At 31.7% G+C, this 23,143-nt stretch carries 20 protein-coding genes; 7 read left to right on the plus strand and 13 right to left on the minus strand.

The window, feature by feature from the left end:
- Positions 1-36: 36 nt before the first annotated feature.
- Positions 37-450, plus strand: coding sequence for a DUF805 domain-containing protein (locus ACYEKI_RS07345; protein ID WP_459210522.1), 414 nt, complete (start codon positions 37-39; stop codon positions 448-450).
- A 40-nt stretch (positions 451-490) separates the two neighbouring features.
- On the opposite strand, the gene ACYEKI_RS07350 is transcribed toward ACYEKI_RS07345, so the two are convergent.
- The 4 genes from ACYEKI_RS07350 to ACYEKI_RS07365 all read right to left on the minus strand — a co-directional run bounded on the left by ACYEKI_RS07350 (position 491) and on the right by ACYEKI_RS07365 (position 3,010).
- Complete coding sequence (locus ACYEKI_RS07350; RefSeq protein ID WP_459210559.1) at positions 491-877, minus strand: VOC family protein; 387 nt, start codon at positions 875-877, stop codon at positions 491-493.
- Complete coding sequence (locus ACYEKI_RS07355; protein WP_459210523.1) at positions 877-1,335, minus strand: DUF1801 domain-containing protein; 459 nt, start codon at positions 1,333-1,335, stop codon at positions 877-879. The genes ACYEKI_RS07350 and ACYEKI_RS07355 overlap by 1 nt, the downstream gene beginning before the upstream one ends.
- Positions 1,336-1,457: 122 nt before the next feature.
- Positions 1,458-2,003 carry an HD domain-containing protein gene (locus ACYEKI_RS07360; protein ID WP_459210524.1) on the minus strand — a complete coding sequence of 182 codons (546 nt, stop codon included), beginning with the start codon at positions 2,001-2,003 and terminating at the stop codon, positions 1,458-1,460.
- A gap of 65 nt (positions 2,004-2,068) precedes the next feature.
- The gene (locus ACYEKI_RS07365; protein WP_459210525.1) at positions 2,069-3,010 is read right to left on the minus strand and encodes a 2-hydroxyacid dehydrogenase; all 942 of its coding nucleotides are present in this window, start codon (positions 3,008-3,010) and stop codon (positions 2,069-2,071) included.
- A gap of 42 nt (positions 3,011-3,052) precedes the next feature.
- On the opposite strand from ACYEKI_RS07365, the gene ACYEKI_RS07370 reads away from it, so the two are divergent.
- The 4 genes from ACYEKI_RS07370 (at position 3,053) to ACYEKI_RS07385 (ending at position 8,725) form a co-directional block, all read left to right on the plus strand.
- Positions 3,053-4,870, plus strand: a complete 1,818-nt coding sequence (locus tag ACYEKI_RS07370; protein WP_459210526.1) for a hypothetical protein — start codon at positions 3,053-3,055, stop codon at positions 4,868-4,870.
- A 320-nt stretch (positions 4,871-5,190) separates the two neighbouring features.
- Positions 5,191-5,661, plus strand: coding sequence for a T9SS type A sorting domain-containing protein (locus ACYEKI_RS07375; RefSeq protein ID WP_459210527.1), 471 nt, complete (start codon positions 5,191-5,193; stop codon positions 5,659-5,661).
- A gap of 12 nt (positions 5,662-5,673) precedes the next feature.
- The gene (locus ACYEKI_RS07380; RefSeq protein WP_459210528.1) at positions 5,674-8,145 is read left to right on the plus strand and encodes a hypothetical protein; all 2,472 of its coding nucleotides are present in this window, start codon (positions 5,674-5,676) and stop codon (positions 8,143-8,145) included.
- Positions 8,135-8,725, plus strand: coding sequence for a hypothetical protein (locus tag ACYEKI_RS07385; RefSeq protein ID WP_459210529.1), 591 nt, complete (start codon positions 8,135-8,137; stop codon positions 8,723-8,725). Before ACYEKI_RS07380 ends, ACYEKI_RS07385 begins: the two co-directional genes overlap by 11 nt.
- 27 nt (positions 8,726-8,752) lie before the next feature.
- Here ACYEKI_RS07385 and ACYEKI_RS07390 read toward each other — a convergent pair whose 3' ends face one another.
- Positions 8,753-11,857, minus strand: coding sequence for a CRTAC1 family protein (locus tag ACYEKI_RS07390; RefSeq protein ID WP_459210530.1), 3,105 nt, complete (start codon positions 11,855-11,857; stop codon positions 8,753-8,755).
- A gap of 243 nt (positions 11,858-12,100) precedes the next feature.
- Between ACYEKI_RS07390 and ACYEKI_RS07395 the strand changes: the two genes are divergently transcribed.
- On the plus strand, positions 12,101-13,651 hold the full coding sequence (locus ACYEKI_RS07395; RefSeq protein WP_459210531.1) for a hypothetical protein: 1,551 nt from the start codon (positions 12,101-12,103) through the stop codon (positions 13,649-13,651).
- A 73-nt stretch (positions 13,652-13,724) separates the two neighbouring features.
- Here the strand turns inward: ACYEKI_RS07395 and ACYEKI_RS07400 are convergent, their stop codons facing one another.
- A complete protein-coding gene (locus ACYEKI_RS07400; RefSeq protein WP_459210532.1) occupies positions 13,725-14,090 on the minus strand; it encodes a cupin domain-containing protein in 366 nt (121 codons plus the stop codon).
- Between the two features lie 248 nt (positions 14,091-14,338).
- Here ACYEKI_RS07400 and ACYEKI_RS07405 point away from each other — a divergent pair, with 248 nt between their 5' ends.
- The gene (locus ACYEKI_RS07405; RefSeq protein ID WP_459210533.1) at positions 14,339-14,530 is read left to right on the plus strand and encodes a hypothetical protein; all 192 of its coding nucleotides are present in this window, start codon (positions 14,339-14,341) and stop codon (positions 14,528-14,530) included.
- 58 nt (positions 14,531-14,588) lie between these two features.
- On the opposite strand, the gene mgtE is transcribed toward ACYEKI_RS07405, so the two are convergent.
- The 7 genes from mgtE to ACYEKI_RS07440 all read right to left on the minus strand — a co-directional run bounded on the left by mgtE (position 14,589) and on the right by ACYEKI_RS07440 (position 23,119).
- The gene (gene mgtE / locus ACYEKI_RS07410) at positions 14,589-15,938 is read right to left on the minus strand and encodes a magnesium transporter (RefSeq protein ID WP_459210534.1); all 1,350 of its coding nucleotides are present in this window, start codon (positions 15,936-15,938) and stop codon (positions 14,589-14,591) included.
- Between the two features lie 119 nt (positions 15,939-16,057).
- Positions 16,058-16,918, minus strand: coding sequence for a 16S rRNA (adenine(1518)-N(6)/adenine(1519)-N(6))-dimethyltransferase RsmA (rsmA, locus tag ACYEKI_RS07415; RefSeq protein ID WP_459210535.1), 861 nt, complete (start codon positions 16,916-16,918; stop codon positions 16,058-16,060).
- Positions 16,918-17,226 carry a DUF4286 family protein gene (locus ACYEKI_RS07420; RefSeq protein ID WP_459210536.1) on the minus strand — a complete coding sequence of 103 codons (309 nt, stop codon included), beginning with the start codon at positions 17,224-17,226 and terminating at the stop codon, positions 16,918-16,920. Before ACYEKI_RS07420 ends, rsmA begins: the two co-directional genes overlap by 1 nt.
- Before the next feature lie 266 nt (positions 17,227-17,492).
- Positions 17,493-19,271, minus strand: coding sequence for a tetratricopeptide repeat protein (locus ACYEKI_RS07425; protein WP_459210537.1), 1,779 nt, complete (start codon positions 19,269-19,271; stop codon positions 17,493-17,495).
- 60 nt (positions 19,272-19,331) lie between these two features.
- Entirely contained in the window at positions 19,332-20,603 is a 1,272-nt protein-coding gene (serS, locus tag ACYEKI_RS07430) for a serine--tRNA ligase (protein WP_459210538.1), read from the minus strand.
- A gap of 246 nt (positions 20,604-20,849) precedes the next feature.
- Positions 20,850-22,187, minus strand: coding sequence for an HTTM domain-containing protein (locus tag ACYEKI_RS07435; protein WP_459210539.1), 1,338 nt, complete (start codon positions 22,185-22,187; stop codon positions 20,850-20,852).
- A complete protein-coding gene (locus ACYEKI_RS07440) occupies positions 22,184-23,119 on the minus strand; it encodes a bifunctional riboflavin kinase/FAD synthetase (protein ID WP_459210540.1) in 936 nt (311 codons plus the stop codon). Before ACYEKI_RS07440 ends, ACYEKI_RS07435 begins: the two co-directional genes overlap by 4 nt.
- Positions 23,120-23,143 lie beyond the last annotated feature (24 nt).

Below are 23,143 nucleotides of genomic sequence, written 5' to 3' on the forward strand. Positions count from 1 at the left end.
TTGAACGATATATAACCAATCAAAAAGAATAGAAATATGGAATGGTATTTAAAAGTACTAAAGAATTATGCAAACTTTGAAGGTAGAGCAAGAAGAAAAGAATATTGGATGTTTGTGCTGTTTAATGCATTAATCACTATAGGTATAGCGATTGTTGCAGGGATATTTACGGCAATAGCGGCATCTATTGATTTACCTTTTTTATCAATAATTTTTTGGATAGTATATGTGATCTATGCATTAGCAATGATATTACCTACATTAGCAGTAGCTGTTCGTAGATTGCACGATACTGGTAATAGCGGATGGATGTATTTGATAACGTTAATACCGTTAATAGGTCCAATATGGCTTTTGGTATTAATGGCAACCGAAGGAGATTATGGCGACAATCAATATGGACCAGATCCTAAAGTGGAAGAACAACATACAAATCCGTTGATTTCATAAGAAATAAACTAAAAAAGAGTAACCATTGGTTACTCTTTTTTTATAAAAATGGAGCGTCAACAGGTTCCCATAATTCAATTTTATTACCTTCTGGGTCTATAATCCAACCAAATTTACCGTAGTCATATTCTTCAATTTTATCGATTACAGTAACGCCTTCTTCTTTTAGAGTTTCCATTAGTGTAACGAGATCATCAACCCTAAAATTCATCATGAACTCTTTTTTACTAGGTTCAAAATACGAAGTGTCTTTAGCAAAAGGACTCCATTGAGTAGAACATTTATTATCCTCTTCATCTTTCCACCAAAAAGTACATCCATACTCATCGGTGTTAAGACCTAAATGATTTTTATACCAATCTTTTGTTTTTTTAGGATCGGTACTTTTAAAAAAAATACCACCTATACCCGTAACACGCTTCATAATTATCTGTTTTTTACATTTTGTTCATAAATACTTATCCAATCCTTCGGAGTCATTTTGGAACTTAATTCCCCAATTAAATCTAAGGGTAATTGATTCACTTTTTTAAACCGAATACAACTTTTTCCCATATCCAATTTGGTCTTAACATGTTTAGGATATTCTCCAACAAACCAATCTAATAATTCTTTTTGAGCATAGATACCAGAATGATATATGGCGATATAATTTTTTTGAGAAGCAATATTCATAAATGGTAACGGTAATTTTGGATCACAATGGTATCCATCAGGATATAGACTATGAGGAATGACATAACCTATCATTCCGTAACTCATGGTTTCTTGAAACCCTTGAGGTAAATTTTCTAGAATAACCTTACGTAAAGCTTGCATAGGCTCTTTACGATCATCAGGTAAATTAGATATATATTCATCTGGTGTTTTTGCATCTGAAGTCATAGTACTTTTTTGTTTAAACTATATCGTATAAAACGATATTCAATTCCCTCTTTTAAAGATAAGATTATTTTTTGGAAAGAATCGATCTGCACACTATACTGTGTTTATACAAAAGGAGATACTTATTGTGACAAATCAAGTTCTCTAGAAATATTGGATTTAGCTTGTTGTTCAAATTGTTGATAGAAATAAGCTGTTTTAAAGATGCTAGGCATATCTAGAAAATGCTTTAGCATTTTTGAACGCCCTTTCTTATACATAAAGTCAGGATAGAAACTATATTCTAGACGTACATTCTTAAAATAGATTTGATAGGACACCCAATCACTACCCAAAATAGACAAATCAGCATCGGTAAAATAATTGATATCTGACAGAGTACTTGTTTGATGTCCGAGCGTGGACAAAATCATTTGATGACAAATTTCTATTTGATCTACAGGAAGTTTAATTTGAGTTAGTATTTCAAAAGCTTTTGTAGCACTACGTTTTTCATTATCTTTTCTATGAATATTATAATAATAGTCATGATAGAATAAGGCAAAAAGAACAATATCCCAATTGTTAATATGATCTTTGACGGCTAATAATTGCGTATACAAGTGCTCTAAATGAGAGAAATTATGATAAAAACGCTCGTGATGCGTATGCTGTTTTTCAATTTGCATCCACAATCGTTTGATTTCTTTTTCAGAAATAATGTAAGACTCGAGAAGCTTATAGAAAATTGGTTTTAGCAAAATTTTGATTTGATTTTATCAACTATAGTCTGAGCTAATTTTTCTTTAGATTCTACTGTCCATCCAGCAACATGAGGGCTTAGAATAACATTGTCTAAAGAGAGTAGTTTCTTAAAAGCTTCTGGCATAGCTTTAGGATCTGCAAATAAACTTTCGAAGGATAACTTTTCATATTCAAGAACATCAAGTCCAGCACCTAGTATTTTACCTTGTGTTATAGCGTCGACAAGATCTTGAGTAACTACACTTTTTCCACGAGCGGTATTAATCAACCAAAAAGGTTTCTGGAAACGATTGATAAAATCACGATTGATCATTTTATCGGTAAGTGGAGTCCATGGTGTATGTAAACTTAAGACATCAGTTTTTTCAAAAAGCTCATCAAGTTTAACTTGAGTAGCATCACTATTTTCTACATCGTTCTTAATATCATAACAGATAACTTCTACATTAAAACCACGTAGTTTTCGAGCAAAAGCACGTCCCATATTACCATAGCCAATAATACCAACTGTTTTTCCGTCAAGTTCAATACCTCTATTTGCTTCACGTAGCCATTGTCCATTTTTAACTTGAGCATCAGCAATAGAAAGCTTATTAAATAATGATAAAAGCATACCCAAAGCATGTTCTCCTACCGCATTTCTATTCCCTTCTGGTGCTGCAAAAAGAGCAATACCTTTTTGTTGAGCATAAGAAATATCGATACTTTCTAAACCAGCACCCACTCGAGCAATAAATTTAAGGTTAGCAGCCTTATCAATAAAAGTTTTGTCTATTTTAAAGCGGCTGCGAATGACAATACCATCATACTGATTAATCTTAGATTCTATTTCCTCTTTGGAAGAAATATAATCTTCGTGGTTTGAAAAGCCTAAATCATTTAATTGCTGGATTAATAAAGGATGGTTATGGTCTAAGTGAAGAATAAGCATTGATATAATTAATTGGTATTGATACTCAAAATTAAGAAAATCTTGAAAAAAGCTATTATACGGCAAGCATTATATAGTATTCTTTTTCTTATGATAGGAAAAAATACAGTTTGGGGGCAAAAAGAAACACCATGCGAATCATTTCCTGTAGCATTAAGTCTTGAGAAGTCAACTAAACTTAATCAATTAGGAAAAGGATTTGAGATCGTTTTTGATCACCCTAAAAAGTCCTTAACTCTTGCGCAGAAGATTAAAGATGAGGCACTTTTAAAAAATGATAAAAAAGTTATTGTGGTAGCAAACCAGTTGATCGGGAGAGCCTATTTTCAAATGAAAGATTATGGAGAGGCGAGTAATTATTACAGAAAAGCATATGATGCGCTAGAAGATTCATTAAAACATACATTAATAGGAGCATATATAATCAAACAATATGGAGATGTACTCCTGAAGTCGGGTAGTCATGATGAGGTCGTTATGTTATATCAAGAATCCGTTAACCTCTTTAGCATGCTTTGTAAACAAGGTAGCGGTACAAAGTTTAGAACATTAGGTGAATTATCGAGATTATATCGAGATAGAAAAGAAGAAGAAAAATTAAAAGAAAGCTACTTAGAAGCTATAGAAGAAGGAAAAAAAATAGCAGATAAACAATGGCTTTCTTCTGCATATAACAACCTAGGGATGTATTATGTAGATAGAGATAATATAGCTTTAGGGCTACAAGAATATCAAAAAGCAAAAAAAGTATTAAATGTTAAAAGATGGGAACATTTATTATTTGATGTAAATATTGATGAGAATATAGCACATGTATATAAAGAGCAAGGAAAATGGAAGAAAGCTTATCAGTTATACCAAAATACTTCCAAAATTAGAGATAGTTTATATCCTTCGTCAACAATATCGGCATCGCGTAATTCTAGATTGTATGCTTTAGAAATGTTGTTAAGAGTATGTGAATTGAAGTTGGCTGATAAAGAATATCAAATTTTAAACAACTATTATTCGGGTCAAGAGGCTAGAAAGTATTCTCTAGATGGAAAGAAGTTTTTAAGAGAAAAGATGAAACTTTTAAAAGAGAAGAGACACTATGATACTTTAATCTTTACTACGGAAGAATATAAAGTAGTATTGGATACTTTATTGAGAAGAGAACAAAAGAGTACAAGAAATATTTTGGCGTCCTATTTTGAAGCCGAAAAGCAAAAAACAAAAGAACAGTATTTGCTTGAAAAAGAATTAAATATAGCCTTACGACAATCTGCGCAAAAGCGAATTGTATTATATATTATATCAAGCATAGGATTATTATTGGTTATTGGAGTGTTAGTATTATATGGAAAACACAAAAAATCGAAAGCAAACCAACTGCAACTAGAAAAACAATTAATTCAATTTGAAAAAGAACATTTAGATCGCGAATTGCAACACAAGACAAATGATTTAAAAGAAGTGATATTGGACAATGCAATTCGACAAAAAAATCAAAAGCAGATTTTAGATAGACTAAAGCAATTTTCTACGATTGAAGATAAAGTCGAAAAAATGCAATTTTTACAGACATTAAAATTAGAATTAAAACAAACTATTCTTGAAAAAGAAAGCAAGGTAGTATTACAAGAAAATATAGATACTATTGATACTGCTTTTAAATTAAAAATAGAAACAAAATATCCTCAACTATCAGTGAGAGAAAAAGAGCTAGTATGCTTGATCAAGCTAGGAATGTCAACACAAGATATTATTTCATTAAAGAGCACAACAATAAGTGCTGTTAAATCTACACGATATAGAATACGTAAAAAACTGAAATTGACCAAGGCACAAGATTTAGATCAATTTATAAAAGAATTGTAAGCTGTTGTTTATTAGTTTTTTATTTTTTGAGCAACCACTTTGCTACCTTTAATTCTATGTTGTTTTGCCTTTAAATTCTTTCTTTTGTGATAGATCAGATCACATAAAATAAAAAGATCTAGGGCTTACATATCACAAATTTTAATGCTTAACTTAAAGTATTTCTTTTCTATAAAAAAGGCAATGAGACCGGAATTATTGTTAATGTTTAGATAGAAAAAAGCTTTTTGATAACTACCAGTTTTGTGGAAGAAAGTCTAGTTTCTTTACCTAAAATGGTATGAGAAATACCAAAAACTAACCCATAAAACTAAGATGTCATGAAGATACTATCAATAATTACATTGATGGCTGGTACGTGTTGTTATGCGCAACATATAGAACGTCAAGTTATCACTACTGGAGGTAATATCGCGAATAGTGAAATGCAACTTCAATATGTTATAGGAGAGTTAGCAGTACATCCAATACAAGAAGAATTGGAAGTGATTTCGCAAGGATTTCTATCAAGGCCTCAATTAAAAGTATATGATTTATCTCATAAGATAGAAAAAGAATTTACGGTTGATATCTGGCCTAACCCTGTAGTAACTTCTCTTCAAATCCAAACAAAGAGACAAGATCTTTTATATATGATCTATGATGTTTATGGACAACAAAAAGACCAAGGAAACTTAACAGATAAAGGCGTTAACGATATTGATTTTAGTCCATACCCCAAAGGCGTGTATATAATACACTTGCAAAATGAAGAAGGCAAATCAACTATACACAAAATCATAAAAAACTAACAAAACAGAATCATGAAAAACATTATATTATTACTAGTTTGTATTCTTTCTCTAGGAATACTACAAGCACAAAATATTCCAGATGCATTTAATTATCAAGCTATCGCGAAAGATGCTCAAGGAAATGCGATAAAGAATCAAAAAATTGGAGTTCAAATTCAGTTACAGCAAGGGAACGAAAAACGAGTAACTGTGTATACAGAAACACATCAGGTTATAACAGATACCCAAGGATTATTTGTATTACAAATAGGAAAAGGAAATACTCAAGAGGTTTTTTCTAAAGTAAATTGGGGAGCAGGTGCTTCATGGTTACAAATAGCTATAGATACTCAAGGAGGAGAAGCGTATAAAATTATAGGAAGCTCGGAGTTACTAAGTGTACCATATGCTTTATATGCAAAAAAATCAGGAAGTGATACAACTTTTAAGAGTTCAGCAATAGAAGAAAATGTACTTGAAGATATTGATGGAGATACTAAGATTGTTATAAAAAATGATGCAGATGATGATATGATAAAGATTCATACAGAAGGAGAAGAACGTTTTAGACTAAATAAAAATACTTTAGAATTTTTGAATAATGGAGAATCTGTAGGTATAGGAGAGCAAGCTTTAATTATTAATAATGGAGCAAGAAATAATACAGCAGTAGGATACCAATCGATGATGAATCCTACAGGTAGCGCAAATACAGCTGTTGGATGGCGAGCTTTGAAAGATATAAAAGGAGGAAGGTTAAATGTTGCCTTAGGGTATGAAGCATTGAGTTTGAATGAAAATGGAATTAGAAATACCGCAGCAGGAGTTGGTGCTGGTAGACAAAATCTTGGAAACGAAAATGTACTTCTAGGATATCATGCAGGATACTTAGTAGAAGGAAGTAGTAATATTTTGATAGGAACAAGAGTAGCTGAGTATGCAGGAGAAATGAATAATAAACTGTATATAGAAAATTCGAATAGTAGTAGTCCTCTGATTTATGGAGAGTTTGATAATGATTTAGTTCAGATTAACGGGAGCTTAAAAATAGGAGATCATTATACATTTCCTATAAATGATGGAAATGCAGGAGATGTACTTAAAACAGATGGTAATGGAAATGTCTCTTGGGAGAAGGCAACATCCTCTCTTATAGATGTAAATGTATCAAAATCAAGTAAAGGGTTCGTGGCTTCTTTTGAGAATACAGATGGAAATGCAGGAGATGGAATTGTAATCAAATTAGGAAGAACTCATGGAGCATGGACAGGTAATAGTTTTAGAAAACTACCGCAATTATCCAATATTCTTTTAGGTGGAACAACTAGTACTGTTCAAGGATGGTTTAGCGGAAAAAAAGTTAAGCCCAAAGACTTGATTAATATGATGCCAGCCAAAGGTATCGCTGAAGCAACGGCTCATGTAACCAATCTTGTTGTAAAAGAAATTAATAAAGGACTTAAAAATGGAGAGTTGGTGCCCCCGATTACTATTCCTAATTTTAATTTTAAAATTCCCGATGTAAAAGTCTTAAAACATAGAATAAATATAAGTGGAACTAGATTCACTACTTTTCCAGGGCAAACTATTAAAATGCCAAGCTTCAATGTGCCTGGTAAGGCTATAAAATCTATTAAACTCCCAAACATTCCTTTAAACGAAAACTCAGAGTTTGATATTCCTAATTTAAAAACATTAGCAAATGTCAATAATTCATTAAATAATGAGAATAAATTTGTCGAGTTTCAAGATAAAGACGGAAGAAGAGTAGGATCTATTCGTGCAGAGTCTATGACAAATTGGAGAAACAGATCTATTCTTGATGATGTATACATAACAAATGTTGCAGCTTCATTTGTAGGAGTTGATTTATTAGATGGTATTACTAATGGTTTTGCAGTGGTAAATCAATTGATTTATGATTATAACCGTATGGGAGTAGAATATACCTCTGGAAACGGAGATTATGCAGAATGGTTAGAACGAGAAGATAGTAACGAATATATTACAGCAGGAGATATTGTAGCTGTTAAAGGAGGGAAGATCACTAAAAACCTTGAAGGAGCAGAGCAAATAATGGCAGTATCTCATAAACCAATAGTTTTGGGTAATATGCCTTCTCAAGAAAGAATACATTTAGGACATAATGTAGCCTTTATGGGGCAAATCCCTGTAAAAGTACTAGGCGTAGTACAGTCTGGAGATTATATAGTAGCAGATACACAAGTTAAAGGATATGGTAAACCTATACGACCAGAAGATATGACTGTAGAAGATTTTAAATATGCCGTAGGACGTTCATGGGACAATCATCCGGTAGCTGGAATGAAAATGGTGAATACTGTAATAGGAGTTCATAATGGAGATTGGATGCATGTAATTAAGAAAATGCAAGCACGTCAACAAGCTAATGAGCAAAAGATTAATTCGCTAGAAGCTAGTGTTGAATTTATTAAAGATCAATTACACCTTAATACAAACGATACTACGTATGAAGACTAATAGACATATAGTTCTATTGGTATTAATAATGCTGCCCGTATATTTTTTCGGGCAGCAATATAATACTGAAGAAGAGATAACATTAACTCAGAAACAATGGAAAGCTTTACAGGATGGAGAAATGGCATATCAAAAATGGATAGATGAAACCTTAAAACCTGGAATAGAAACTAAACAGGATACCTTAATTTTTAGCGAAGAAGCAAGACGATTAATTAAAGATATAGAGTATAGAAAAAAGGTGTATAAAGAACAATATGCTTTTGTGGATGTACAAGAGAGTTTGACCAATATGGAGTTACAAAAAGCGTTTTGGCAAATGATAGCGCTATATCCAAAACATAAAAAAGAAGTATTGCAATACCTTTTGCTATATAAAAAAGTAATAGATACAGATAAAATATTATTGAGTTCGTTTTATACATATGCCTTTTTTGATCCCAAAATAACGAAGATAGAAAACGGTACTCCTATTATTTATAGACCAGATATCTTTGAAGACAAATTCAGAATAACCAAAGAGATCATAACGTACATTCAGTATTTTGATAACGAAGAAAAAAAGAAGAATGCAAAATGATATTTAAATATGATCTGCATTAGTAGATCATATTTTTTTTAAGATGTTAGGATATGTAATATGATAGGATTCATTAGCATTTAAATTTTTAAAAGTAAACACTTCACCATTACTCCATTTTACAGTAAGTTTAGCAGTAGTATCTGAGCCTATTCCAAAATGTTGGATTTTAGGATGTACAGATAAATAACCAGTAGTACTATGGATTTCTCTCCATAAGTTTTTGTGATGTTTACTAGAAACTATTATTGAAGAACCTATGGCATCTCTATTGATGTGGTGTTTAGGAGATCCTATAAGTTTGATTTTTAACCAATGATTAGTACTTGAAGTGTTATTTTGTAAAACATTAGCAGTATCATGATAATTATTAATTATGATATCTAAATCACCGTCATTATCATAATCAAAATAACTAGCACTTCGAGCATTACTATACAAATCAACCCCTAATGCTTTGGCTTTGTTAATTAATTGCCCATTATCGTTAATAAAGAACACATTTTTCTCACGATTACTCTCTGCATATTGTATAGCTTTAGATAGATCTTCGCGTTCAAAATAAAAAGGATTTTCGGTAGAATAAACACTAAAATCATTCATTCCGTTTAGACAATAAAGATCTTCATCACCATCATTATCATAATCAAAAAAGTCGGCATCCCAAGACCAACCTGTAGAAGAATAACCTCTCCCAATATTGGTAGACAATTGATAGTTATGTAGACGTTTACTCTTAATATTAGATAAAAAGAGATCATTGGCTTCAACAGTTCTAATATTAGCCATTTTCTTAGGATCAAATTTCATTTGAGTATCCTTATTAGGGCTTACATATTTTTCGTCCTTTTGCATGACTACAATATTAGAAATATAGAGATCAGGAAACATATCTCGATTAAGATCTGATATTCCTATATTCATAGTATAAGAAGGTTTATCAGTTCCTAATTGTTTACTAGATTCAGTAAATACCCCAGTTGAACTATTAAGAAAATATTTGTTTACACCAAAGTCATTACCTACGATAATATCTTGTAAGCCATCTTGATTAAGGTCGGCATGGCCAACAGCCTGTGTCCATCCAGAATTAGTAATAGATGAAGGAATAAACGAGACTTCTTCAAAAACAAAGTTTCCTAGGTTTTTAAATAATTTATTAGGCATACCATTTTGATTATCCCTACTTAAAGTGGGTAAATCTCCTGTTATATAATTCCCAAAATACCCTATAAAAATATCTAATAAACCATCATTATTATAATCAAATGTGGTGGCAGGACCAGCGACAGCATTTATACCTCCTAAATTAGAAGACATACTAACATCTGTAAAATGCGTACCGTCTATATTCTGATAAAGCCTATGAGGAGCATTGACATAGGTAATAAAAATATCCTGTAATCCATCATTGTTAAAGTCAGCAATGATAGGTTGTCTAGGTTCTCCATAAGAGCGAAGTTGTGGATCCCAATAATTGATATTACTTATACTACTAATATCATTAAAAGAACCTTCTTGAGTATTTAAAAATAGCTTATTACCAAAACCACCTAAAAGTAATACATCAATCAAACCATCATTATTAATATCCTCACAAGCTACACCAGCACCACCAAAAGCAGGAGGAATCGCTAATTTTATTTTTTGTTCTTGATAAGAAGTTGTAAAACTGCGAATGTGTCTACTAAGCCAATCTGATGATTTATGATGAAATGAGATGCCTATTTTAGAAGCTATTTCACTAAAACCAGAAATAGGAGATGAGGTTGCATTTGCCGAGGCAATAGTTGTTTTTTCTTGCTTAGGGGCAAATGAAGGATAAGAGTTAATTAATTGTTGTATATGTGAGAATGCAGCATTAATATCATTAATGTCCAACGCAGTTTTTTCTTGAGATTTAGAAATACTCCCGGCAATTCGTAAAACAAGAACTCCCATATGAGCGATATTTTCAACAACTAGCTCAACGGCATTAGGATCTAATGTTTTGATGTGTTGCGCTTGTTTATCTTGTAAAGTGTAATCAAGTATTCGCCAATGAAAACTACTATCTCTAAAAGCATCTAAATCGTAAGATTCGATACTGATGTTATTATCAATATTGTTAGGGAAAAATAAGACATCTTCAAAGCTATTTACTTCAATAGGAAGAAAAGAATTAGCTGCATATTGTATATCTGCAACTCGTATGATTGGATGTTTTCTTTGGGTAGCAATATGATGCGATTGTTGTAATAAAGAAGTCGTGAATTGTATTAAAGATTCAAGATAGTAATCCTTTAATGTCTTCGAGGTATTTAAATCTGTTGGCCATTTTTGACGAGCAAAATAAACCTGTATGTTTCTTAAAAATAGACTAGGATTAATGTTATTATATTGCTTATAAGAAGCAATTTTTTGTTTTATGATTTCTTGAATTAAATCATGATTACCCTCATTTGTAGACAAAATAGCATTGGTCTTTTGTTGAGTTAAAGGTTTTTCTTTTTGAAATGTTTTTATCCAAGCCGTTTTTATAATATCAGGAGTGATTTCAGGTTGGTTTTTTGCTCGAGCAATTTCATCGGCAATTTTTAAGACTACCAAAGTTGAAATATTAAGATAATCATTTACATAACTAATAGCATCTTTATCAAAAGGTAATAAGTTTGCTTTGGGCGAAAACAATAGATCTTGCTCTACAGACAACAATGAACGATAACAATATGAAATAGAAGCATATTGATCATAGTCGAGTTTGGCAATTTTGATAGTATCATCAGGTAATTGATATTCATAATCTCCACTAGTAAGTTTTTTATATGTAGAAAGCTCTTGAATAATAGGTTGTAAATGTTCGGTGGTAATCTTTTTTGAATGATCAGCAATGGCATTTTGAGATGCTTTTTGCTTTAGATAAAGAATAATTTCTTTTTGTATTTGAATCTTTAGATTTCGAGCTAAATCATTTAAAGGAGTCCCATACATAAAATCTTCCAAACGATTTGCTGTAGCATAGCACTTAGGATCTTTATTTTTTTCTAATTCATGAATTTTTTGAACAATTTCTTGAAAACTGGAGGATTGTTGTGCATATGAAACGAAAATAGTAATCCAGAAGAAGCAAGAAAAAACTAATCTTAAATTCATAAAAGAAATGTTTTAATATCTAATCAAAGATACCTTTTTTCGATAGAAAAAATAATGAACAGTATGTTATATACGATTTGACGATAGCAATGAACAGATTATCGATAAAAAATGATGTTTTGTCGTAAGCGGTTGTTTTATTGGTGGTTAAGAGTTACTTTTAATAAAATAGAGCAGTAGTGTAACAATCATAAAATCACTATGTTTGTTAAAACTAACGGCATACTTTTAAAACGAAAACACATGAAAAGACTTTTATTATTTATTATTTTATCAGGAGGATATTTAACCTCAAGTACAGTATTAGGGCAACAAGTATTTAACTCTGATGTATTTGTTCAAGGATCATTACAGATAGGTCTTGATGCAAACTCGTCACATAGTTTTGGGTTTGATACCTTTGTAATGTCAGAAGATAATTTGAGAATGTACTTTGAAGATGTTTCGACTACTGCAAATTTTCCTAGCAATGATTGGCGTTTTACATTTAATGATTCTACAAATGGAGGAGACAATTTTTTCTCTATAGACGATGCTACAGCAGGAACCGTACCTTTTAAGATACAAGCTGGAGCAGGAAACAATAAGTTTTTTATGGAGTCTGGAGGATATATAGGTCTAGGGAATACAAACCCTGCCGTTCACTTACATCTTACCGATGGAAATACTCCTACGTATAGATTAGAACAAGATGGATCAGATGGATTTACAGCTCAAACGTGGGATATAGCGGGGAATGAGGCTAATTTCTTTATTAGAGATGTTTCTAATGGAAGTAAATTATCTTTTAGAATACAACCTAATACTCCAGAAAACACGCTTACATTAAGAGCTTCGGGAACAGTAGGTATTGGAACTTTTAGCCCTAATGGAGATGCATCATTACATATGAATGCTACAGATAAAGGTTTGCTAATAAATCGATTAACGACAGAACAGCGTACGACATTTGGAGCAAGCTTAGAAAGTGGAGATAACGGAATGATGGTGTATGATAACGAAGAGAATAAGTTGTATTTATGGGACGGTACACAATGGGTGACTAGTACAGATGATCAGGCACTTACCTTAACAGATAATACTTTAGCTCTAGAAGATGGTGGAACTGTAAATTTAACTGCTTATTTAGATAACACAGATAATCAAGATTTGACATTAACTAATAATGAATTGAGTTTAACTAATGATGCAACTACGGTGGATTTAGCAGCATATTTAGATAATACAGACGAACAAACCTTAAATCTTAATAATAGTGCGTTAAGTATTACAGGTGGAAATACAGTAGATCTTACACCATTAGTATCTACAGATGATCAAAATTTAACAGCAGCTACACTAACAAATAATGAACTAACTATTGAAATTGAAAATGGTAACTCGGTAACAGTTGATTTATCTGCAATTCTTGCTCCTCTGCAAAATGAGAATGCAACCCAGCAATCTCAAATAGATGATTTGATCACAAGAATGGAAGCTCTTGAAGATTGTGCATGTACGACATTAAATGTAAATGATGTAGAAAGAGTAAGTAATAAGGCTATATTATATCAAAACATTCCTAATCCATTTAAAAATACTTCGATAATTAAATATTATGTCCCAGTTTCTGTATCAAAAGCAGAGATGGTGTTTAGTAATACTTCTGGACAGATTGTATCACGAGTGCCATTAGAAGATAGAGGAGAAGGTGTCTTAAATGTAAATAGCGAAGGATTACCTTCTGCTATATATTATTATGCTTTATATATTGATGGAAAGAAAGTAGATAGCAAAAAGATGGCTATAGAATAGACTTACTAATATAAACTGATAAAAAAGGCTTGATAATTATTTAAATTTATCAAGCCTTTTTAACACTTAATAATTAAATATCGATATATTGAGAAACAGTGCGGTCGCTTTCTGTTTCACCGGTATGTTTAGTACTTGCTTTTTCAAAAAGTAAGACGTGAACCTCTTCATTATTCTCGGTAGAAGGACAATGCTCTACTCCTTTAGGAACAACAATAAGTTCTCCAGGATTTACTCTAACGGTTTTATCTCTAAACTTCATTACCAGAGTCCCTTTAATCACTTGAAATAACTCATCTTCATCATCATGTTTGTGCCATACAAAATCACCGCAAAGTTTAGCTAAGTATATTTGGTTGTTATCAACCATGGCAATGCGATGTGGATGCCATTGTTTGTCAAACTGTGATAATTTTTCTTTAATATTAATCGCTTTCATCTTTTTTTATAAACGCTTTTGATCTTTTTCAAAAACAAATTAATTCTTAGCAAAACAAGATAATTAATTCTATAAGTAATCAAAGATATCTTAACGTTTCTTTATTAGTTAAAGAAATAAAGTAAATATGAGATAAAATAATCTAATTTTAAAATACAAGTAAATGTTAAACTTGATTTAAAAAAGGTTTAACCGCATTTTTTTTATGCTAAATTTAAAGTAATAAACTAATAAAAAAGCATTATTACATGAAAACCAATTTTTTAAATTTATCAGGAGTTAAGGTATTGAGTAAAGAAAATCAACGTACAATTAAAGGAAGTGCTATAGCAGATTATTCTTTATGTGGATGTTCTTGTAGTGGAGCTGTAACAGGGCCAGAATATTGTAAAGTGATTTTTGCATGTACTCAAGAATACTCTTGTCAAGAAGAGAGTTAATATTTTTTCCGGCTAGATTAAAAGATTGCCATTGTAGTGATACAATGGTGATTTTTTATTAAAAACCAAGAATAAGCTTAGCTATATAAAAGAATAAAAATATTCCAAAAATATCATTACTAGTTGTAATAAAAGGACCAGTAGCAATAGCAGGATCGATACCTTTTTTATCTAGAATAATAGGTACAAAAGTACCAACTAATGCAGCAACGATGATCACTAGAATTAATGCTAAAGCAACAGTGAGATTAAAAAGCATTTCGTTACCCATAATGACTCCAAAAAGAATCAATAAGAGTGCAAGTGCAATACCATTGATCAAACTCAGCCCTATTTCTTTAACAAGACGATTCCATAAACTACCTTTTACAACATCATTAGCCAGACCTTGCACGATAATAGCAGAGGATTGTACACCTACGTTTCCAGCCATGGCAGCAATAAGAGGTGTATAGAAAAATAAAGTAGGATATTGTTCTAGAGCAGAGTGAAAATTTCCCATAATAGAAACACTACCTAAACCACCTAATAACCCCAATACAAGCCAGGGTAGACGCGCACGAGTAAGTTCCCAAATGTTATCATCGGCTTCTACATCTTGAGAGATACCGGCAGCCATTTGATAATCTTTCTCGGCCTCATCTTTAATAAAGTCAACGATGTCATCAATTGTAATACGACCTTTAAGCACGTCATTATGATCAACAACAGGAATTGCTTCTAAATCATATTTGGTCATAATACGAGCAACTTCTTCTCCTTCGTCATCAACACGAACAAAATCTACTTTTGGGATATAAACTTCTTTAATATAAGTTTTTGTAGAAGCAGTAAGTAAGTCTTTTAGAGATAAACGACCTTTTAATTTATTGTTTTGATCAACTACATAAATAGAATGTACTCTAGTTACATTCTCTGCTTGTTTACGCATCTCAAAAACACAACGAGAAACAGTCCAGTTTTCATTTACTTGAACAAGTTCCTTTGCCATTAATCCACCAGCAGTATCCTCGTCATAACGCAATAATTCAACGATATGCTCGGCATGTTCTTCATCTTCAATTTCAGAGATAACAGTTTCTGCACGTTCTTCAGGAAGTTCTGCAAGAATATCGGCAGCATCATCGGTATCTAATTCTTCAACTTCTTCTGCAATTTCTTTGGCAGAAAGCTTATTAAGAATACGTTCACGTACATCTTCTTCAAGCTCCATTAAAGCATCAGAAGTTTTTTCACTATCTAATAGTTTAATGATGTATGTTGCTTCAAAAGGACTAAGCTCATTGATGATTTCGGCAACATCTGCAAAGTGAAGTTCATTAAAAATCTCTAATAAACGAGTATCATTTTTTTCCTGAATAAGATCTTTCAGTCGAAGTATAAGTTCATTAGAGACTTGAAATTGCATATAGATACGTTTTATAAAGGTGTACTATAATTTTAATCGGGACAAAGATAACCAAACAAATGAATTGCGTTTTATATGTGTGTTAAAAGAATTAACAAATAATGCAATAAATAAAAAGGTTAAGCGTTGTCTTCCTGAATTTTTAATGTAAGTTCAATAAAACTAGCTACACTTAATTGTTCAGGACGTTTTGAAAACAATTCGCTTTCGCGTAAAGCATCAGAAAGCTGCAATGATTTTAAGCTATTTCTCAGTGTTTTTCTACGTTGACCAAAAGCTGTTTTAACTACAGTAAAGAACAGTTTTTCCTTACAAGGAAGAGTATAGTTTTCTTTACGACGTAATCGCAAAACACCACTATCAACCTTTGGAGGAGGATTAAACACTGTAGGAGGTACAGTAAATAAATATTCTGCATCATAAAATGCCTGTGTGAGTACAGATAAAATTCCATAAGTTTTAGAACCTTCTTTCTCACAAATACGTTGCGCAACCTCTTTTTGAAACATTCCAGTAAACTCAGGAATATTTTGTTTGTTTTCTATAGTTTTAAAAACGATTTGACTAGAAATATTATAAGGGAAATTTCCAGTAATGGCATAAGGATCCCCTTGAAATAAACTATCTAAATCAAATTTGAGAAAATCAGCTTCAATAACTTTAAACGTACTTTTTGCATTACGTATTTCTGGGTGCTCTAGATGAAAATGCGTATTGAGATATGCAATAGACTCGGTATCTAGATCCATAGCTACAACATTAAGATCTTTTTGGAGAATGTACTTAGTTAATACTCCCATACCAGGACCGATTTCAATCACATTATCATAGCCAGATAAAGTTAATGTATCTCCGATATCTCTAGCAATACCCTCATCTCTTAAAAAATGTTGCCCAAGATGTTTTTTTGCTCTTACTGCAGTTTTTTCTTGAGGAACATAAGGCGTACTGTATTTTTTCTTTTTTTTAGATTTAGACATTAGTGCTCACTTATAATTTCTAATTCTGTTCTAAAAGCGACAAATTTCCCTGCAAAACGATTGGATTTAGCTCTTAGTGTTTCTGCATCTTCAGTATAGTAACGCTCTAATGTATCCTTACTATCGGTAGTATACTGTACAGAGTATGTAGTGCCGCCCATTTCTTCTTCGACCATAACACGTGTAAATAATGCTTTACTAAATTTTCCAGTAGCAAGCATTTCAGGAATATGTTCGTTTTGCATCCATAGCATCCATTCATTATGGATTTCATCTTCTACATTAATGGTAACATTATATATATACATAAGTAAACTTGATTTCTAAACTTAGGTTAAACCCTATTAAAGCAGCAAAGATACATTCTATATTTTGATTTATAGGTAATAAATAAAAATGATGAAATAAATAATTTTGTTTATAAAAGTTTTTGAGTACGTAAACTTTTTAAACAAAGTAGTATTCAAATAAATAAAATGATTTATAAAAATGTGTTTGAACTAATGTAAGAACGAATTAGTTTCAAAAATTATAATCAAATAAAAGTTGTATATGAGGTGAAAAATTAAAGAACTTAATTAATTGCATCACCGCGAAGTGCACGATATTTTTTCCTAGCTTCTACATAGAAAATGCTATCAGCATGATTAAAGATTAATTGCTCATAGTTTTCTTTAGCTTTTTCTGGTAAATGAAGTTGATTAGCATAAAGTTCTGCCAAGTGATAATAGGCATCATCTGCTAAAATATCGTCTTTAAAGTAAGCTAAGATTTTTAAATAATTATCTTTTGCTTGTTCATGACTTCCAGTCTTTTCATAAATTTTAGCTTGACGCAAAAGCGCTTCGTCCTCAATTTTTTCTCCTTTATGTTCAGTTAGAATTTGCTCATAAGCAGCTATAGCTTCTGTATTTTTATTTTGAAAAGCAAGTAAATCTGCTTTGGCAAAAATCTTAAGTGCTGTTTGTGTAGAATCTTCTAGTGAATTATCACTTATAATAAGACTCAATTCCATCGCATCATTAGCAATAAGCTGCGAAGTAGAGGATTTAAGTACATCTAGTTGTGTTTGAGCCCATTTAAAATCGCCTTTGTAGTAACTAGTTTGAGCAACTTTAAATCTAGCTTCTTGTGCGATATGATTATTTTTTACAGCATTTTGAATTTGAGTATAATAAATTAATGCTTGATTAAATTTTTCATCAAGAATTAAAATATCTGCAAGTTCCATTTTTACACTAGCAGTTTCAAAACGAGTTAGACGCTTTTTAAGTAACTGTTTTAAAAACCCAATTCCTTCTTGTTTTTTATTTAAAGTGAAGGCTAAGAAATGAGCATAATCAATTTGTAACGATAAGGTGCTTTTTTCTGTGCCATACATATCAAATAGTGCTTTATAATCGGCTATTATGTCATCATGATTTTCTGGAGTAGCTGTGGCTATTTTTGATTGCAATAAAAGTTGGTTAGCATATATCTTAGTGCTATTAGGTACATTACTTTCAATAATATAATTGAGTATTTCTTGAGCAATGGAGTAATTTTCTTTTTCAATAGTAATCAGTGCTAATTCAACAATATCTTGTAAACTTTCAGGATTTCTTTTATAAATCGCCTTTTCTTGAATAAAAGCTTTTTTATAATCGTTTTGTTGGATGTATAGCCAACTTAGTATTTTGTTATAAGTTGAATTAGGTGTTTGTTGTAGCTTTTTAATCAAAGCTTTTTTAAGTAAAATATTAGCATCATTAAGTGGATCTTCGGTAACAAAGTCATTAAAATAACGCTGTAATAAACTAATGTAATTAGGTTGTTTTTCTAATAAAACAAGATAGCTGTCAAACATCTTAGCTAATTTTCCTTGTTCTCCATAAATTTTAGCAAGATTAAGATGATAGTTAACAGATGGATTAACAAGCATTCCTTTTTCATAAACCAACGCAGCTTGTTCTAGCAAGCTATATCTCTCAAAAGCACGAGCTAGAATATATGTTTGATTGATATGATCACTGTGAAGGTCCAATGCTTTTTGATAATAAGATTGCGCCTTTTCTTTTTGTTGTTGTAACTCAAAATGATGTCCTAATTCGACATAAAAACTAGCATTGGTAGGAGATTTAGCTATTTGTTTATGTAATAGCTCTTCAGCTTCAGTATATCGTTCTAATTGTTGATAAGCATCAACGAGACTGGTTAAATATTTATAATTAGGACGTTTTTTATATAAATCTTGATAGATGGTAAGCGCCTTTTCATAAGCACCTTGATCCATATAATTTCTAGCCAATTGTGCTGATTGACCAAGAGTTATAATTGTAAAAAGGGATAATATTATGAAATAAATAAAGCGCATTTTGCAATGTTTTTATGTAAAGATATGCAAAATACGCTTTTTTATGATGTTGTAGAAACGTTAATCTATGTATTCAAATCCACAGTAAGGTACTAATACATCTGGAATTTTAATACCTTCTGGTGTTTGATAATTTTCTAAGATACCAGCCAAAACTCTAGGAAGAGCAAGCGAACTACCATTAAGTGTATGAGCCAATTGTTTTTTACCTTCTTTGTTTTTGTAACGTAATTTTAAACGATTAGCTTGGAACGTTTCAAAGTTTGAAACTGAGCTGATCTCTAACCAGCGATCTTGAGCCGTTGAGAATACTTCAAAATCAAAAGTCAAAACAGATGTAAATCCTAAATCACCACCACATAAACGTAAAATACGATACGGAAGCTTTAATTCTTGTAAAAGCGTTTTAACATGACCCACCATTTCGTCCAAAGCAGCAAAAGAATCTTCAGCTTTTTCTACTCTTACAATCTCAACCTTATCAAATTGATGTAAACGGTTTAAACCACGAACATGAGCTCCATAAGAACCTGCTTCTCTTCTAAAACACGGAGTATAACTCGTATGTTTAATAGGTAGATCTTTTTCTGTAAGCAATTCACCACGATATAAATTCGTTACAGGAACTTCAGACGTAGGAATTAAATATAAATCATCACCAGTAACATGGTACATTTGTCCTTCTTTATCTGGTAGTTGTCCTGTACCTAATCCAGAAGCTTCGTTTACCAAATGAGGAACCTGTACTTCTTTATATCCAGCAGCAGTGTTTTTATCTAAGAAATAATTGATTAAAGCACGTTGTAAACGAGCACCTTTTCCTTTATAAACAGGAAAACCAGCACCAGTAATTTTGGCACCTAATTCAAAATCAATAATGTCGTATTTCTTGGCCAATTCCCAGTGAGATAAAGCTCCCTCATGTAATGTAGGGATTTCACCTTCTGTAAAAATCTCCTCATTATCTTCATCAGTTTTACCTTCAGGAACAGAATCATGCGGAATATTAGGAATCGTATATAATAACTGTGTTAAGTCTTCTTGAACTCTGGATAAAGTAGTAGATAGTTCTTTTGAACTTTCTTTTAGCTGTGCCGTTTTTTCTTTAAGAATCGAAGCTTTTTGTGCTTCTCCACTCTTAAAAAGTTGCCCAATTTCTTTGGATAATCGATTAGAATCAGCAAGAATGTTGTCTAATTTTGCTTGCGTAGCACGACGTTCTTCGTCAAGTGCAATGGCTTTTTCAAATACTGGAGCCGCGTCAAAATTACGCTTTTTTAATGCTTCAATATAAGCCTCTTTGTGTTCTGCGATTTTCTGAATTAATAACATGATTTTTATTTTGGGCGTTCCTATATCAGAAGATATAGGCGGGCTATTCGCTATATCTTTTTTATATCTATATTGATACAAAAAAGGATGTCACTACTATCCCTAACGCGATGGTCGAGCAAATTTAAACAAAACCAAATTGTTTTAACAAAAGATGATCTATGAATTTACGGGATATAAAGACAAAAGCTTAATTAAAGCAATGTCTTTTATAAATAAGCGGTTCATAAAAAGTGAAACGATACATTATTTTGTGGCACTATCATCTGTTTTAGGATACTTAATAATCCAAGGATTAGTAGTAAAGTAATTCCATGGAGCAGATGCCAAATCAACTTTAGGATCAATAAAAATCTTCGATTTTTTACCATTAATAGATACTTTAGAATCTACATAGACAGCAATATCTTTTCCTTTTTGAGCATATTCTTCTCTTAAGCGTTGTGCAAATTGCCATATAGCATCAGGTTTATTCGATATAGTACGATGCTGTTTTTTTGATAAATAATCTTTGGTATTAACAAGTGTTCGTTTTTGTTGTGGATCATTTTTATCAACTATATAAAAACGAGTATATCCTGTACGACCACGTAGCATCATACGCCAACTCAAACGATGTCCTTCTTCTGTCCATAATACGTCTCCAGGAATTGCCCAATGACGTAGCGGGAGTCCAACTTGAATAACAAACCAAATAAGTATTCCTATGGTTAATGGTTTTTGATAATTAGGAACAATAACTTCTGCTTTATCATAAAACGGCTTACGTTTTAAAAATAAATTGTGAATACGTTCTTTAGAGAAAAAGAATAAACTGAATGCTAATGATAAATATGGAAAAATACCAACTTGAAGTACAATAGAGTTAAACATATGGAAGAAAATACTAATGCAAAAAGCAAAAACACGAGTACGTCTCCATAATAATAACGGAATGATCAATAGATCAAATAAGATACCCATATAAGCAACAGTGACATGTGCCCAATGATGTTGTAGAATATCGCCAATGATGTAATAATGTCTTTTTGCAGCCATAAGATTTCTAGCAACAGTAAAATCTAGCCAGTCAGGATATAACTTAGCTACAGATGCATAGGTGTAGACAATTGTTAGTTGTATGATAATGACCAAAGAACACCATCTAGGCATTGATATTTTGGATTCACCTTTATGTTTTGCGTCCCATGATAGATAACCTGCAGCAGGTAAAAAACACATCATAAAGCAGAGTAGGAGTAATAAATAATAATGATTGTTATAAGAGGTCTTTTGCATAAAATATACCCCAGCCCACATAATAGTATAAGCAATCATACTCCAGCGATAGCGATACCCCACCATAATTAAGAGTCCGATGATTCCCATAACGAGATAATAAAAATACATACCGTTACCAGGTAATGGTTGTAAAAAATCAAGACCTAAAAAATTAAAAGTAAAATTAGGTTCGATTAAAGTACGTTTAATCCAGCCAGTAAAAATAGAGCCAATGGCTTCGGCAGCAATTAAAAAACCAAAAATGATTCTAAAAATGATTAAAGCACTATTATCTATATGGGTAAATAACCATCGTTTTATCATAGTAATGAATTTATAAAATCACGAGAAAAATCTTCGTCGTGTTGCATGGCAGTTTTAAGATCATCTAATGAAGAAAACTTTTGTTCTTCTCTAATATATTCTAATACTTCTACCTGTATACATTTATCGTATAAATTAAAAGTAGTATCAAAAAAGTGAGCTTCGATACGTTGATTATCGGTATTCTCTACAGTGGGATTAGTACCGATGTTCATCATCCCAAAATAAGTTTTATTATCAATACAAGCTTTGATAACATATACTCCTTGTTTAGGAATGAGTTTATAGGATTCTTTTATATGAATATTGGCAGTAGGATAATTAAGAGTACGTCCTAATTCTTTTCCTTTAATAACTTTACCGGTAAGCATAAAGTTATCTCCTAGATAATTATTGGCAACTTTAATATTTCCTTCAGAAAGTGCTTTGCGTATTTTGGTAGAACTTACAGCTACATTTTCAATATCTTGTTGAGGGATTTCTTCTACAGCAAAATTGTATGTTTCTCCAAAAGAGTGTAGCGTAGAGATATCTGCAGCGCGATTTCGCCCAAAACGGTGATCATAACCTATGATAATAGATTTTGCATTAAGTTGATCAACAAGAAGATCTTTAACATATTCTTGTGCAGTAAATCTAGAAAACTCTTTGGTAAAAGGATGAATAACTAGATTGTCTAAGCCAGTCTTTTCTAGAATCTGTATGCGTTCATCTATAGTATGAATCAACTTGATATTAGTATCTTTTTGTAAAACCATCCTAGGATGGGGGAAAAAAGTAAGTAAAGTTGATTCTAGATTACGCTCTTTAGAAGATGCGATTAAGCGATCAATAATTTTTCTATGTCCTATGTGTACACCGTCAAAAGTACCTATGGTAATTGCCGAAGGTATGTTGTTATCGTATGTATCAGCGTGTGTATAACGTTTCAAAAAATCTGGTTTATGAGGTATAAA

The organism is Aquimarina rhabdastrellae (assembly GCA_947387485.1).
In the GTDB taxonomy this organism is placed as follows: domain Bacteria; phylum Bacteroidota; class Bacteroidia; order Flavobacteriales; family Flavobacteriaceae; genus Aquimarina.